Origin of the sequence: Actinomyces slackii (assembly GCF_900637295.1) — a bacterium.
GTDB lineage: Bacteria > Actinomycetota > Actinomycetes > Actinomycetales > Actinomycetaceae > Actinomyces > Actinomyces slackii.
The window spans coordinates 2,112,092-2,125,289 of record NZ_LR134363.1; the positions used below are offsets into that span (position 1 = coordinate 2,112,092).

Below are 13,198 nucleotides of genomic sequence, written 5' to 3' on the forward strand. Positions count from 1 at the left end.
TCGCCCGTCCCCCGCTCGCAGTGGCCGGCCGTCGTTTAGGATTGGCGCATGCGTAGAGCCAAGATCGTTTGCACCCTGGGACCGGCCACTGATTCTCCCGAGCAGGTGCAAGCGCTCGTGGACGCCGGCATGAACGTCGCGCGGATCAACCGCTCTCACGGACGGGTCGAGGACCACGAGGAGGTCATCGGCCGCGTGCGCGCGGCCGCGCAGGCCTCGGGCCGCTCGGTGGCCGTGCTGGTGGACCTCCAGGGGCCCAAGATCCGCCTGGGCAAGTTCGTCAACGACCAGAAGGTCATGCTCAACAAGGGCGACGAGTTCACCATCACCACCGATGAGGTGCTGGGCACCGTCAAGCGCTCCTCAACCACCTTCAAGGGCCTGCCCGGCGACTGCCGCCCCGGGGACCGTCTCCTCATCGACGACGGCAACGTCGCGGTGCGCGTGGTGTCAGTCACGGACACCGATGTGGTGACCAAGGTCGAGGTGCCGGGGTATGTGTCCAACAACAAGGGCATCAACCTGCCCGGCGTGGCGGTCTCGGTGCCCGCGCTCTCGGAGAAGGACCGCGAGGACCTGCGCTGGGCGCTGGAGGTCGGCGCCGATGTCATCGCCCTGTCCTTCGTGCGCAACGCCGATGACATCCGCGATGTCCACGAGATCATGGACGAGGTCGGGGTGCGCATCCCCGTCATCGCCAAGGTGGAGAAGCCCCAGGCGGTGGAGAACCTCTACGACATCGTCTCCGCCTTCGATGGCATCATGGTCGCCCGTGGTGACCTGGGCGTGGAGATGCCCCTGGAATCGGTGCCGCTGGTGCAGAAGCGCGCCATCGAGCTGGCCCGCCGCCAGGCCAAGCCGGTCATCGTGGCCACCCAGGTGCTGGAGTCGATGATCCAGAACCCCCGCCCCACCCGCGCTGAGGCCTCCGACTGCGCCAACGCCATTCTGGACGGCGCCGACGCCGTCATGCTCTCGGGGGAGACCTCCGTGGGCGCCTACCCCATTGAGGCGGTGCGCACCATGGCCAGCATCATCGAGAATGTCGAGGAGAACGGCGGGGAGCGGATCGCCGCGCTCGGCTCCTACCCCCAGACCCGTGGCGGGGCCCTGACCCGTGCCGCCGCCGAGATGGGCGAGCAGCTGGACGTGACCTACATGGTCACCTTCACCCAGTCCGGGGACACGGCCCGGCGCCTGTCCCGCCTGCGCTCGCCGATCCCGCTGCTGGCCTTCACCCCGCTGGACTCCACTCGCAACCAGCTCTCCGTGTCCTGGGGCGTCAACACCTACAAGGTCCCCGCGGTGCGCCACACCGATGACATGGTGGCCCAGGTCGATGAGATCCTCCAGGACAAGCATCTGGCTCATGCCGGGGACACGGTGATCATCGTGGCCGGCATGCCCCCCGGCACCCCCGGCTCCACCAACTCCATTCGCGTTCACACCGTGGGCGAGACCGTGGACTACAAGGTCTGAGCCACGTCCGCCTGGGCGGAATGCGACTGCGGGGCGCGAGCAATGCTCGCGCCCCGCAGTCGCATCGCACTGGCCAGCATTCCCGCATGCCGCGAGCCGGCCTCCCATGGGCGCCGGATCAGGGCTGAGCGCGGGAACTCCGGTGGGAGTACCTCCGGTGGGACTCGAACCCACAACACTCCGATTTTGAGTCGGATGCCTCTGCCAATTGGGCTACGGAGGCCCGTCCTTGCCGCTCAGAAGGCGGCGACAGCCGAATCATACTAGGATCAATGCCGTGAGCAACGAGTCCAGTACCACCCGATCCCGCCGGGTCCTCGTCGCTGAGGACGAGACCCTCATCCGCCTTGACATCGTGGAGACCCTCACGGAGGCCGGCTACGAGGTCGTGGCCGAGGCCGCCGACGGCGAGGAGGCCATCCGCCTGGTCGAGGAGCACGAGCCCGACCTGTGCGTGATGGATGTCAAGATGCCCGTGACCGACGGCATCACCGCTGCGGAGCGCATTCTGGACAAGCACTCCTGCGCCCTGGTCATGCTCACGGCCTTCTCCCAGACCGAGCTCGTCGAGCGCGCCAGCGCCGCGGGCGCCATGGCCTATGTGGTCAAGCCCTTCACTCCCGCCGATCTCATTCCCGCCCTCGAGATCGCCCTGTCCCGTCACGAGGAGATCGTCTCCCTGGAGAATGAGATCAATGACCTCAACGAGCGCTTCGAGACCCGCAAGCGCGTGGACCGCGCCAAGGGCCTGCTCATGGAGCGCATGGGCCTGAGCGAGCCGGAGGCCTTCCGCTGGCTGCAGAAGACCTCCATGAACCGGCGCCTGACCATGCGCGAGGTCGCTGACGCCGTCATCGAGCAGGTCGGCTCCGCCGCCAAGGAGGACTGAGCCCGCTGAGGGCCCACTGAGGGTCCACTGAGGCGCGGGCAGGGCGCAGCGGCGAATGATCAGGCGAATGATCATCTGATCATCGGGATGAGAGACCGGGACCCGACCCGAGCCCCCTGAGGCCGCGCCCTACGTGAACAGGCTGCGCAGGGTCCCACGGGCGATCTGGCGGTTCTCATCGTCATTGACCGCCACGTCGTACACGGCGGTGCGCCGGCCCACATGGATAGGGGTCGCCACCGCTGTCACCCAGCCCTCATAGACCGGGCGCAGGTGGGAGACCGTCAGCTCGGCGCCCACCGGAACAGAGCCCGAGGGCGCAGCCTCGCGCGCCGCCACGGAGGCCGCGGTCTCGATGAGTGCCGCCGTGGCGCCCCCGTGGAGCATGCCCGCCACCTGGAGGGCGCCCTCGACGGGCATCCGCACATGGGTGCACTGGGCGTCGCGCTGAGTGACCTCCATGCCCAGGGTCTCCATGAGCGTGCCGAGCTCGCTGTCCGCCAGACCGGCATCAGTGCGCACCGCCGAGAAGGCCGAGATCGCCGAGCCGGCAGGGCGCGGCTCAGGGTAGGGGCGGTGAACCGGGTCGGGGAAGGCGACCGGTGCGGCGCTCGCACCTGAGAAGAAGGCTCCCGTGGTCTGGCCCACAGGCCCCATGGGGCCGACAATCGTGGGGATGTCCTGACCGGATGCGGCGCTGTTGGGAACGTCGTCGGGCTGCTGCTCAGTCATGGGCCTAGGCTGACACGGTGAGCACCACCGCGACCAGTCCGCACCCCTCCACCGGTCAGCAGGACGCCGGCCGACTCCTCCTCATCGACGGCCACTCCATGGCCTTCCGGGCCTTCTACGCCCTGCCCGTGGACAACTTCACCACCTCCACCGGCCAGGCGACCAACGCCGTCCACGGCTTCATCTCCATGTTCCTCTCCCTTGTGGAGTCCGAGGCCCCCACGCATGTGGCCGTGGCCTTCGACCTGCCAGGGGGGACCTTCCGCACCGAGGAGTACGCCGAGTACAAGGGGACCCGAGACGAGACCCCCCAGCCCTTCATCGGACAGGTCGAGCTCATCCAGGACGTCCTGGGCGCCATGGCCATCCCGGCGATCACCGCACCGGGATACGAGGCCGACGACATCCTGGCCACCCTCGCCCGCCAGGCCCAGGAGCAGGGCCTGGAGGTCCTCATCTGCTCGGGCGATCGCGACTCCTTCCAGACCGTCACCGACAGGTGCACCGTCCTCTACCCGGTCAAGGGCGTGTCCACGCTGCGCCGCATGACGCCCCAGGAGGTCGAGGAGCGCTACGGCGTGCCCCCTGAGCGCTACCCGCACCTGGCCGCACTGGTCGGCGAGTCCAGCGACAACCTGCCCGGGGTGCCCGGGGTGGGGCCCAAGACCGCCGCGAAGTGGATCACCCTCTACGACGGCCTGGACGGCGTGATCGCTCATGCCGAGGAGATCAAGGGCAAGGCCGGGCAGTCCCTGCGCGACCACCTGCCCGATGTCCTGCGCAACCGCCGCCTCAACCACCTGCTCACCGATCTGGACCTCGGCCTGACCCCCGAGTCCCTGCGCCTGTCGGGCGCCGACCGCAGCGCGCTGGCCCGCATCTTCGAGACCCTGGAGTTCCGCACCCTGCACGCCCGGGCGCTGCGCACCCTGGAGTTCGCCGACCCCTCCGACCACGGTCGACCCGAGGACGACGGGCCCCTGGAGCGCCTGGCCGAGCTGCAGGTCGCCGTCCTGGGCCACGATCTGGCCCCCGGTGCGCTCAGCGCGTGGCTCGCCGAGCATCTGGCCGACAACGACCGCGCCCTGGGCCTGGACGTCGTGGGGAGCCTTCGCCCCGTGGCGGGCAGCGCCGAGATCGTCTCGCTCAGCGACGGCAACCGCGCCCTGGCCATCGACCTGACCCAGCTCAGCGTTGAGGACGAGGCCGCCCTGGAGGCCCTTCTGGCCGATCCCCAGCGCCCCAAGATCCTGGCCGACGCCAAGGGGACCTGGCATGCCCTGACCGCCCAGGGCCTGAACCTGGACGGCGTCATCGCCGATGTCTCCCTGGCCGCCTACCTGTGCCGCCCCGAGCAGCGCACCTACGACGTCGAGACCCTGGCCCAGCGGTGGCTGGGCATCGACTTGGCCTCGCTGAGCCAGGACGGGGAGGACGAGGAGCAGCCCGCCTTCGACCTGCAGTCCCTCCAGGCCGACGCCCCGCCCCGGGCCGCCCTGGACTCCGCTCGCCGCGCCGCCACGATGGGCCCGCTCCTGACGGCGCTGGAGGCCCAGATGGCCGATCGCCAGGCCAGCGAGCTCTTCACCGCCCTGGAGATGCCGGTGGCCGCGACCCTGACCCTCATGGAGCATGCCGGCATCGCCGTGGATGACTCCGTCCTGGCCGAGCGCGCCGCGGAGCTGGACTCCCGTGTGACCAGGGCGGCCGAGGGCGCCTTCGCCGAGGCCGGGCACGAGCTCAACCTCTCCAGCCCCAAGCAGCTCCAGACCGTCCTGTTCGAGGAGCTGGGCATGCCCCGGACCCGCAAGACCAAGACCGGGTACACCACGGATGCCGAGGCGCTGGCGGGACTGTACGCCAAGACCGGCCACCCCTTCCTGGCCCACCTGCTGGAGCACCGCGATGCCATCAAGCTGCGCCAGACGGTGGAGGGACTGCGCAAGGCCATCGCCTCCGACGGGCGCATCCACACCACCTTCCAGCAGACCATCGCCGCCACCGGGCGCCTGTCCTCCATCGACCCCAATCTGCAGAACATCCCTGCCCGCACCGAGGAGGGCATGCGCATCCGCCAGGCCTTCACCGTGGGAGAGGGCTTCGAATGCCTGATGACGGCGGACTACTCCCAGATCGAGATGCGCATCATGGCCCACCTGTCGGGGGACCAGGCCCTCATCGAGGCCTTCCGCAGTGGCGAGGACCTGCACCGCTATGTCGCCGCCCTGGTCCACGGCATCAGCGTCGAGGAGGTCAGCGCCGAGCAGCGCAGCCACGTCAAGGCCATGAGCTACGGGCTGGCCTACGGGCTGTCCACCTACGGCCTGGCCCGCCAGCTGGGCATCGACAATGCCGAGGCCTCCGCGCTGCGCGAGGCCTACTTCGCCCGCTTCGGGCGCGTCAACGACTACCTGGTCTCGGTGGTCGAGCAGGCCCGCCGGGATGGATACACCCAGACCATGTTCGGGCGGCGCCGCTACCTCCCGGATCTGACCAGCGACAACCGCCAGCGCCGCGAGATGGCCGAGCGCGCCGCCCTCAACGCCCCCATCCAGGGCAGTGCCGCCGACATCGTCAAGAGGGCCATGATCGACGTCGATGCCGCCCTGGGGGAGCGGGGCCTGTCCAGCCGCATCCTGCTTCAGATCCACGACGAGCTCATGCTGGAGATCGCTCCCGGGGAGGCCGACGAGGTCGAGGCGCTCCTCATCGAGCAGATGGCGGCGGCGGCCCAGCTCTCCGTGCCCCTGGATGTCGCCGCCGGGCGCGGGCGGACCTGGCGGGAGGCCGCCCACTGAGGCGGCGGAGCGGGCCTCACCGGCGCATGTGATCGATCCCACCCTCACAGTCGGCACTCGGTCAGCGAAAGGACTAGTCACGGATTCGTCACATGCTGATAGGGTTCAGCCGTGCGTCTCTGGGCGTCTTGCATGAAGAAGTCTTTATAGACACTTTCGTATGAAGTGATCTGATGGCCTTGTCTCACAGGATGTCCAACTGCACCGGGGGCTCGGTCCGGGCCGGTCCCCGTTGCGGGAGAGGCATGGTATCTGTCAACCCGAACCATCTATCCGTATTCGGAGCACCCACTCAATGACCACCACTACGCCCACCCCCGCCCCGGTCGCCGTCAACGACATCGGCACGACCGAGGAGATCCTCGCCGCCGTCGACGAGACCATCAAGTACTTCGACGACGGCGACATCGTCGAGGGCACTGTTGTCAAGGTCGACCGCGACGAGGTCCTCCTTGACATCGGCTACAAGACTGAGGGCGTCATCCTCTCCCGTGAGCTGTCGATCAAGCATGACGTCGACCCCGACGAGATCGTCTCCATCGGCGACCAGATCGAGGCCCTTGTCCTTCAGAAGGAGGACAAGGAGGGCCGTCTGCTCCTGAGCAAGAAGCGCGCCCAGTACGAGCGCGCCTGGGGCACCATCGAGCGCATCAAGGAGGAGGACGGCGTCGTCACCGGCTCCGTCATCGAGGTCGTCAAGGGCGGTCTCATCCTGGACATCGGCCTGCGCGGCTTCCTGCCCGCCTCCCTGGTGGAGATGCGCCGCGTGCGCGACCTTCAGCCCTATGTGGGCCGTGAGCTCGAGGCCAAGATCATCGAGCTGGACAAGAACCGCAACAACGTGGTGCTCTCGCGCCGTGCCTGGCTGGAGCAGACCCAGTCCGAGGTTCGCACCAACTTCCTGCAGACCCTGCAGAAGGGCCAGGTGCGCTCCGGCGTGGTCTCCTCCATCGTCAACTTCGGCGCCTTCGTGGACCTGGGCGGCGTGGACGGCCTGGTCCACGTCTCCGAGCTGTCCTGGAAGCACATCGACCACCCCTCCGAGGTTGTCGAGGTCGGCACCGAGGTCACCGTCGAGGTCCTCGACGTCGACTTCGATCGCGAGCGCGTCTCGCTGTCGCTCAAGGCCACCCAGGAGGACCCGTGGCAGGCCTTCGCGCGCACCCACGCCATCGGCCAGGTCGTGCCCGGCAAGGTCACCAAGCTGGTGCCCTTCGGCGCCTTCGTGCGCGTCGAGGACGGCATCGAGGGCCTGGTCCACATCTCCGAGCTCGCCCAGCGCCACGTCGAGGTTCCCGAGCAGGTCGCCAAGGTCAACGACGAGGTCTTCGTCAAGGTCATCGACATCGACCTGGAGCGCCGTCGCATCTCCCTGTCCCTCAAGCAGGCCAATGAGGGCGTCGACCCCTCCTCGGAGGACTTCGACCCCTCGCTGTACGGCATGGCCGCCGAGTACGACGAGGAGGGCAACTACAAGTACCCCGAGGGCTTCGACCCGGAGACCAACGAGTGGCTGGAGGGCTACGACGCCCAGCGCGAGGCCTGGGAGGCCGAGTACGCGGCTGCCCACGCCCGCTGGGAGGCTCACAAGTCCCAGGTCGCCAAGGCCTTCGAGGAGGAGCAGGACACCAGTGCCGCCGCCCCGGCGAACACCTCCTCCTACTCCTCGGCCCCCTCTGAGGCCTCGGGCACGCTGGCCTCTGACGAGGCTCTGGCCGCTCTGCGCGAGAAGCTCACCGGCAACTGAGCCCGCTCAGCGCTTCTAGGATCGGGGCCCCATTCGCATGAGCGGGTGGGGCCCCGCCCCATGGGTGCCGCGGTCGGGCCTCGCGATCGCGACAGGGGCCGCAATGCCCATCGCAGGATCCGCCGGAGTGTGTGACCCTTGCGGCGGCTATGGTGCGGCATCAGCGGCAGCTGGAGAGCAATGAGACAATGCCGATCAAGGAGGGCATCGAATGACGAGCTGGGATGAGTTGGATCGCGCCCTGCGGGCTGTGGATCCTCAGTGTCCCAGCAGGGGGAGCGTGACGGATCTGCGTCAGGCCCTGGAGGATCTGGGCGAGTCGTCCATCCCGGCGGGGCAGGTGCCCAAGGCCATCGTCGATGCCCTGGCAGAGGTCGACCGCGTCTGGATCGCCGAGCTGGGCCAGGATCCCGACACCTCCAAGGAGCAGATCGAGGCGGCCGCACAGCGCTGCGAGGAGCTGCGCGCCGCCCACGGCCACTCCGTCATGCCGCCGCGCTACGCCCGCGTGGAGGCGCTGGGCACTCTGGGCCAGCGTGACGACGCCATCGAGCAGCTGCGGGTGGCCCGTCTCTTCTCCTTCGATGGGGCCGACACCGGGGCGATCCTGGCCGCGGCGCGCCTGCACGATGACTACTCCGGCGTCATCCGCACCACCACCGCGGTCGCCTCCCGCCCTGAGGCGGACCCCGTGGGCACCGCCCGCAGCCTGGGCGCCACACTCATCCCGTACCTGGCCCAGGGCCGGCGCGTCGAGGCCGAGGACGCCCTGGCCTCCCTGGCGCAGCTGGACCTGCCTCATTCCGCCCGGCTCCGGGCCCTGGGGGACCAGCTGGAGTTCCTGGGGCTGTCCTCCCAGTGGCAGCGAGCGCTCGCCATGCTGCGGCACACCGATCTGACCGGGGCGGCCAAGGCCAGCGGCTGGACCCTGATGAACGCCGGTGTCGGCCTGGCCCTGGTCCTGCGAGAGGCGGTGCGCGCCGACTACGGGCGCAATGCTGTGGGGCTGTCCCTGGACTGGGCGACCCCGTGGGGGGATCTCAAGATCACCGGATGGGACACCGTGGCGCGCGCCTACGACCTGACCACGGCCTTCGTCAGGGCCATCGCCGTGCGCCTGGACAAGCGCAACGGCAACAACACGGTGTCGCTGCGGGTCGAGACCCGGATGGCGGCGGAGTCCTCGAGCCTGTCCGCCCGCTCCTACGGCACGGTGACCAGTGCGGCTCCGACCGATCCTGCCAGGCTCCGCAACCGGCCGGCGCTGCTGCGGGAGGTGCGCGAGCTGCTGACCCTGGGGCGCGGCTACGGGATGGAGTCGGTGCACGATCGGGCGATCCCCCTGGCGGAGACGGTCAGCGCCTCCCTGGCCGAGGTCACGGACGACTCCGCCCTGGAGCTCGTGGTCGACCTGCGCCTGGCATTCGGCCGGCTCCTGGCCGCGCTCGGGGCCAATGAGCGCGCTGAGAAGGAGAACCTGGACACCGCCGAGCTGAGCCTGAGCCAGGGCTGGACCGAGATGGCCTGCGCGGCCCTGGCGCTGGCGGCGCACGCAGCCCATGCGCGGGGCAACCTGGCCGGCTCGCGGGTGAGCTGGGAGCGATGCCGCGCTGAGCTGGCCAACTGGCCCTCGGGCCGACCAGGGGAGCGCTGCACCGTCCTGGCCGATGCCATCGGGGATCCGGGCCTGAGCGCCAGGGTCATGGAGGCCCTGGCCGCCAACCTGGTCGAGGGCGTCGAGGAGGACCACTCGCGGGCCTCCGTGGTGCGCGAGATCCTCAACCGCGCATCCGCTCAGCTCGCGCGCTGCGCGCATCCTCCCCAGGGCGTCGTCGAGCGCCTGGCGGAGATCGAGACGCGCGTGGCGCCCTACGGGCGGGGCCGGGGCGGGCGGCGCCGGGGGAGCGGCGCTGGGGTAGGCTGACACGGCGGCGGGACGACCCGCCGCCCACAGGACCTCATGCGGGGACGGCCCCGGTAAGGAGCCCGGGCCATGGCCTGGATCATTCTCATCGGCTCCGGCCTCTTCGAGGCCGTGTGGGCCACCGCGCTGTCACGCTCCGAGGGCCTGACCCGCCTCATCCCCAGCCTCGTGTTCGCCGGGGCCCTGCTCATCTCCATGGCCGGGCTGGCCTACGCGCTGCGCACGATCCCGGTGGGCACGGGATACGCCGTGTGGACGGCCATCGGGGCGGCGACGACGGTCATCTGGGCGATGATCACCGGCGCCGAGGCGATCTCCGTGGTGAGGGTCCTGCTGCTGACGGGACTCATCAGCTGTGTGGTCGGGCTGAAGATCACCGAGGCCTGAGCCCCGCCCGTTGCGCGCAGGCCCCTGACGAGGCGAAGCCGTGGAAGTCGTGGAAGTCGTGGTCGAACTCTGGACACGGGTGGGTGGGCTGCGGGCATGATGTGCTCATGAGTGATGCATCACGGATCAGCCACCCTCGAGGGCGCGCTCTGCGCGTGGGACTGACCGGGGGGATCGGCGCGGGCAAGTCCACGGTCGCCGAGCACCTGGCCCGCCACGGGGCTGTCGTGGTGGCGGCTGACGACGTGGCCCGCGAGGTCGTCGAGCCCGGCACCCAGGGCCTGGATGCGGTGGTGGCCGAGTTCGGTCCGCAGGTCCTGCGCCCAGACGGCTCCCTGGACCGCTCGGCCCTGGGGAGGCTGGTCTTCGCCGATGAGCTGCGCCGCGCGCGCCTGGAGGAGATCCTCCTGCCCCTCATCGCCGCTGAGGCCTGGGCGCGCCTGGAGGAGGTTGAGCCCGGGCGCGTCGCGGTCTACGACGTCCCCCTGCTCGTCGAGGGGCAGATGGAGGACATGTTCGATGTCGTCGTCGTCGTCGAGGCTGACATGGAGGCGCGTCTGGAGCGCCTGGCCGCGCGGGGGATGGAGGCTGAGCAGGCCATGGCCAGGATCGCCTCCCAGGCCACCGATGCCGAGCGCAGGGCGGTGGCCGATGCGGTGATCGCCAACTCGGGCTCACTGGAGGATCTCGCCCTGGCGGTCGACCACCTGTGGGACCAGCAGCTCGCCCCGGAGGGCTGAGGTTCTCAGCCCTCCTTGCGCGCGGTGGCCCTGGCGGGGCCGTAGGCGGTGACAACGGTGGCGGACAGGGCGAGGATGAAGGCCATGACGGCTCCTGACTGTGCTTCCTTGGGAGATTGATCGGGGTGCGTGAGCGCACCAACGGGAGCAAAGGTAATAGGGAAAATGTATATATTCGGCCACTTCTGGATACAGTGACGCATCGTTGGGGTTGCGCCTTGGTCGCAGGGATGACGCCCCGATCGCGGTGCGGCGCGTAGCCTGGGGGGCATGCGTCCTGTCACCGAGCTTCAGCGCGCCGCCAAGCCCTTCGAGGTCATCAGCCCCTACAGCCCCAGCGGCGACCAGCCCACGGCCATCGCCGAGCTCGCCGAGCGCCTTGAGGCCGGGGAGAAGGACATCGTCCTGCTGGGCGCCACCGGCACCGGCAAGTCGGCCACCACCGCCTGGCTGGTCGAGCGGGTCCAGCGCCCCACTCTCATCCTGGAGCCCAATAAGACCCTGGCCGCGCAGATGGCCGCCGAGTTCCGCGAGCTCCTGCCGAACAACGCGGTGGAGTACTTCGTCTCCTACTACGACTACTACCAGCCCGAGGCCTACGTGCCCCAGACGGACACCTTCATCGAGAAGGACTCCTCCATCAATGACGAGGTCGAGCGCCTGCGGCACAGCGCCACCAACTCGCTGCTGACCCGCCGTGACGTCGTCGTGGTCTCCTCGGTGTCCTGCATCTACGGCCTGGGCACCCCCCAGGAGTACGTGGACCGCATGACCGCCCTCGAGGTGGGGCAGAGCATCGACCGCGACGACCTGCTGCGCCGCTTCGTGTCCATGCAGTACACCCGCAACGACCTCGACTTCACCCGCGGCACCTTCCGGGTTCGTGGGGACACCGTCGAGATCATCCCCATGTACGAGGAGCTGGCCATCCGCATCGAGTTCTTCGGCGACGAGATCGAGGCCCTGGCCACCCTCCACCCGGTCACGGGCGATGTCATCGCCACCGCCGAGCAGGTCTTCGTCTTCCCCGCATCCCACTACGTGGCCGGGCCCGAGCGCATGGCCAAGGCCATCGCCGGCATCGAGGCCGAGCTCGCCGAGCGCCTGGCCGTCCTGGAGCGCGATGGGCGACTCCTGGAGGCCCAGCGCCTGCGCATGCGCACCACCTATGATCTGGAGATGCTCCAGCAGATCGGGGCGTGCTCAGGGGTGGAGAACTACTCCCTGCACATCGATGGGCGCGATCCGGGCACGCCCCCCAACACGCTCCTGGACTACTTCCCCGAGGACTTCCTCCTGGTCATCGACGAGTCCCACGTCACCGTCCCCCAGGTCGGCGCCATGTTCGAGGGCGATGCCTCGCGCAAGCGCACGCTGGTCGAGCACGGCTTCCGCCTGCCCTCCGCGCTGGACAACCGGCCCCTGACCTTCGCCGAGTTCAATGAGCGCATCGGTCAGACCGTCTACCTGTCCGCCACCCCCGGGGACTATGAGCTGGAGCTGTCTGACGGCGTCGTCGAGCAGATCATCCGGCCCACCGGACTGGTGGACCCCAAGGTGGTGGTCAAGCCCACCCAGGGCCAGATCGACGACCTGCTCGAGGAGGTGCGCACCCGGGTGGACAAGGACGAGCGCATCCTGGTGACCACCCTGACCAAGCGCATGGCCGAGGACCTGACCACCTACCTGGCCGAGCGGGGCGTGCGCGTGGAGTACCTGCACTCCGACGTCGACACGCTCAGGCGCGTCGAGCTCCTGCGCGAGCTGAGGCTGGGGCGCTTCGATGTGCTGGTGGGCATCAACCTGCTGCGGGAGGGCCTGGACCTGCCCGAGGTCTCCCTGGTCTCCATCCTGGATGCGGACAAGGAGGGCTTCCTGCGCTCGACCCGCTCCCTCATCCAGACCATTGGCCGAGCGGCCCGCAACGTCTCCGGCGAGGTTCACATGTACGCCGATTCCGTCACCGCGGCCATGGCCGAGGCCATCGAGGAGACCGAGCGGCGGCGCACCAAGCAGCTGGCCTACAACGCCGAGAGGGGGATCGATCCCCAGCCCCTGCGCAAGAGGATCGCCGATGTCACCGACATGCTCGCGCGCGAGGACATCGACACCGCCGAGCTGCTGGCCGGCGGCTATCGCGGGCACGAGGAGGCCGGCGCCCGCACGCGGCGCAAGAAGGCCGCCGAGGCCACGGCCCGCGAGCGCCTGGCCGGCGCGGCCCAGGGCGAGCTGGCAGATCTCATCAGCGAGCTGACCGGGCAGATGCATGCCGCTGCCGAGGAGCTGCACTTCGAGCTCGCAGCCCGTCTGCGCGATGAGATCCAGGACCTCAAGAAGGAGCTGCGCGCGATGCGCGAGGCATCGTGAGACCGGGTCGGACTCCCCAGGCGCCCTCGAGGCCGCGGGTGACGGTAACCCGCTGTGACCTGCTCGCTTGACCTAATCTGAAAGATTCCCCACAGAAAACTGGAGATTGTGTATAAGTGATTTGGGTATTCATAA

The 13,198-nt window shown here is 69.2% G+C and carries 9 protein-coding genes and 1 tRNA gene; 8 read left to right on the top strand and 2 right to left on the bottom strand.

Features of this window, described 5'->3' with window-relative positions:
• Positions 1-48 precede the first annotated feature (48 nt).
• Positions 49-1,479: a pyruvate kinase gene (gene pyk / locus EL266_RS08820; protein ID WP_026427774.1), complete on the top strand. Its 1,431-nt coding sequence runs from the start codon at positions 49-51 to the stop codon at positions 1,477-1,479.
• Between the two features lie 149 nt (positions 1,480-1,628).
• On the opposite strand, the gene EL266_RS08825 is transcribed toward pyk, so the two are convergent.
• Positions 1,629-1,702, bottom strand: a tRNA-Leu gene (locus tag EL266_RS08825).
• Positions 1,703-1,756: 54 nt separating this feature from the next.
• On the opposite strand from EL266_RS08825, the gene EL266_RS08830 reads away from it, so the two are divergent.
• Positions 1,757-2,368, top strand: a complete 612-nt coding sequence (locus EL266_RS08830) for an ANTAR domain-containing response regulator (RefSeq protein WP_026427775.1) — start codon at positions 1,757-1,759, stop codon at positions 2,366-2,368.
• A 129-nt stretch (positions 2,369-2,497) separates the two neighbouring features.
• Here EL266_RS08830 and EL266_RS08835 read toward each other — a convergent pair whose 3' ends face one another.
• Positions 2,498-3,100 carry a thioesterase, FlK family gene (locus EL266_RS08835; protein WP_026427776.1) on the bottom strand — a complete coding sequence of 201 codons (603 nt, stop codon included), beginning with the start codon at positions 3,098-3,100 and terminating at the stop codon, positions 2,498-2,500.
• Positions 3,101-3,117: 17 nt separating this feature from the next.
• Between EL266_RS08835 and polA the strand changes: the two genes are divergently transcribed.
• The 6 genes from polA to uvrB all read left to right on the top strand — a co-directional run bounded on the left by polA (position 3,118) and on the right by uvrB (position 13,063).
• Positions 3,118-5,898, top strand: coding sequence for a DNA polymerase I (gene polA / locus EL266_RS08840; RefSeq protein WP_026427777.1), 2,781 nt, complete (start codon positions 3,118-3,120; stop codon positions 5,896-5,898).
• A 295-nt stretch (positions 5,899-6,193) separates the two neighbouring features.
• On the top strand, positions 6,194-7,645 hold the full coding sequence (gene rpsA / locus EL266_RS08845) for a 30S ribosomal protein S1 (RefSeq protein WP_026427778.1): 1,452 nt from the start codon (positions 6,194-6,196) through the stop codon (positions 7,643-7,645).
• 211 nt (positions 7,646-7,856) lie between these two features.
• Positions 7,857-9,569 (top strand): hypothetical protein, encoded by a 1,713-nt coding sequence (locus EL266_RS08850; protein ID WP_026427779.1) that lies wholly within the window; start codon positions 7,857-7,859, stop codon positions 9,567-9,569.
• Between the two features lie 69 nt (positions 9,570-9,638).
• Positions 9,639-9,956, top strand: a complete 318-nt coding sequence (locus tag EL266_RS08855) for a DMT family transporter (RefSeq protein ID WP_026427780.1) — start codon at positions 9,639-9,641, stop codon at positions 9,954-9,956.
• A gap of 107 nt (positions 9,957-10,063) precedes the next feature.
• Positions 10,064-10,696, top strand: coding sequence for a dephospho-CoA kinase (gene coaE / locus EL266_RS08860; protein WP_408608460.1), 633 nt, complete (start codon positions 10,064-10,066; stop codon positions 10,694-10,696).
• A 270-nt stretch (positions 10,697-10,966) separates the two neighbouring features.
• The gene (gene uvrB, locus EL266_RS08865) at positions 10,967-13,063 is read left to right on the top strand and encodes an excinuclease ABC subunit UvrB (protein WP_026427782.1); all 2,097 of its coding nucleotides are present in this window, start codon (positions 10,967-10,969) and stop codon (positions 13,061-13,063) included.
• Positions 13,064-13,198: the final 135 nt, after the last annotated feature.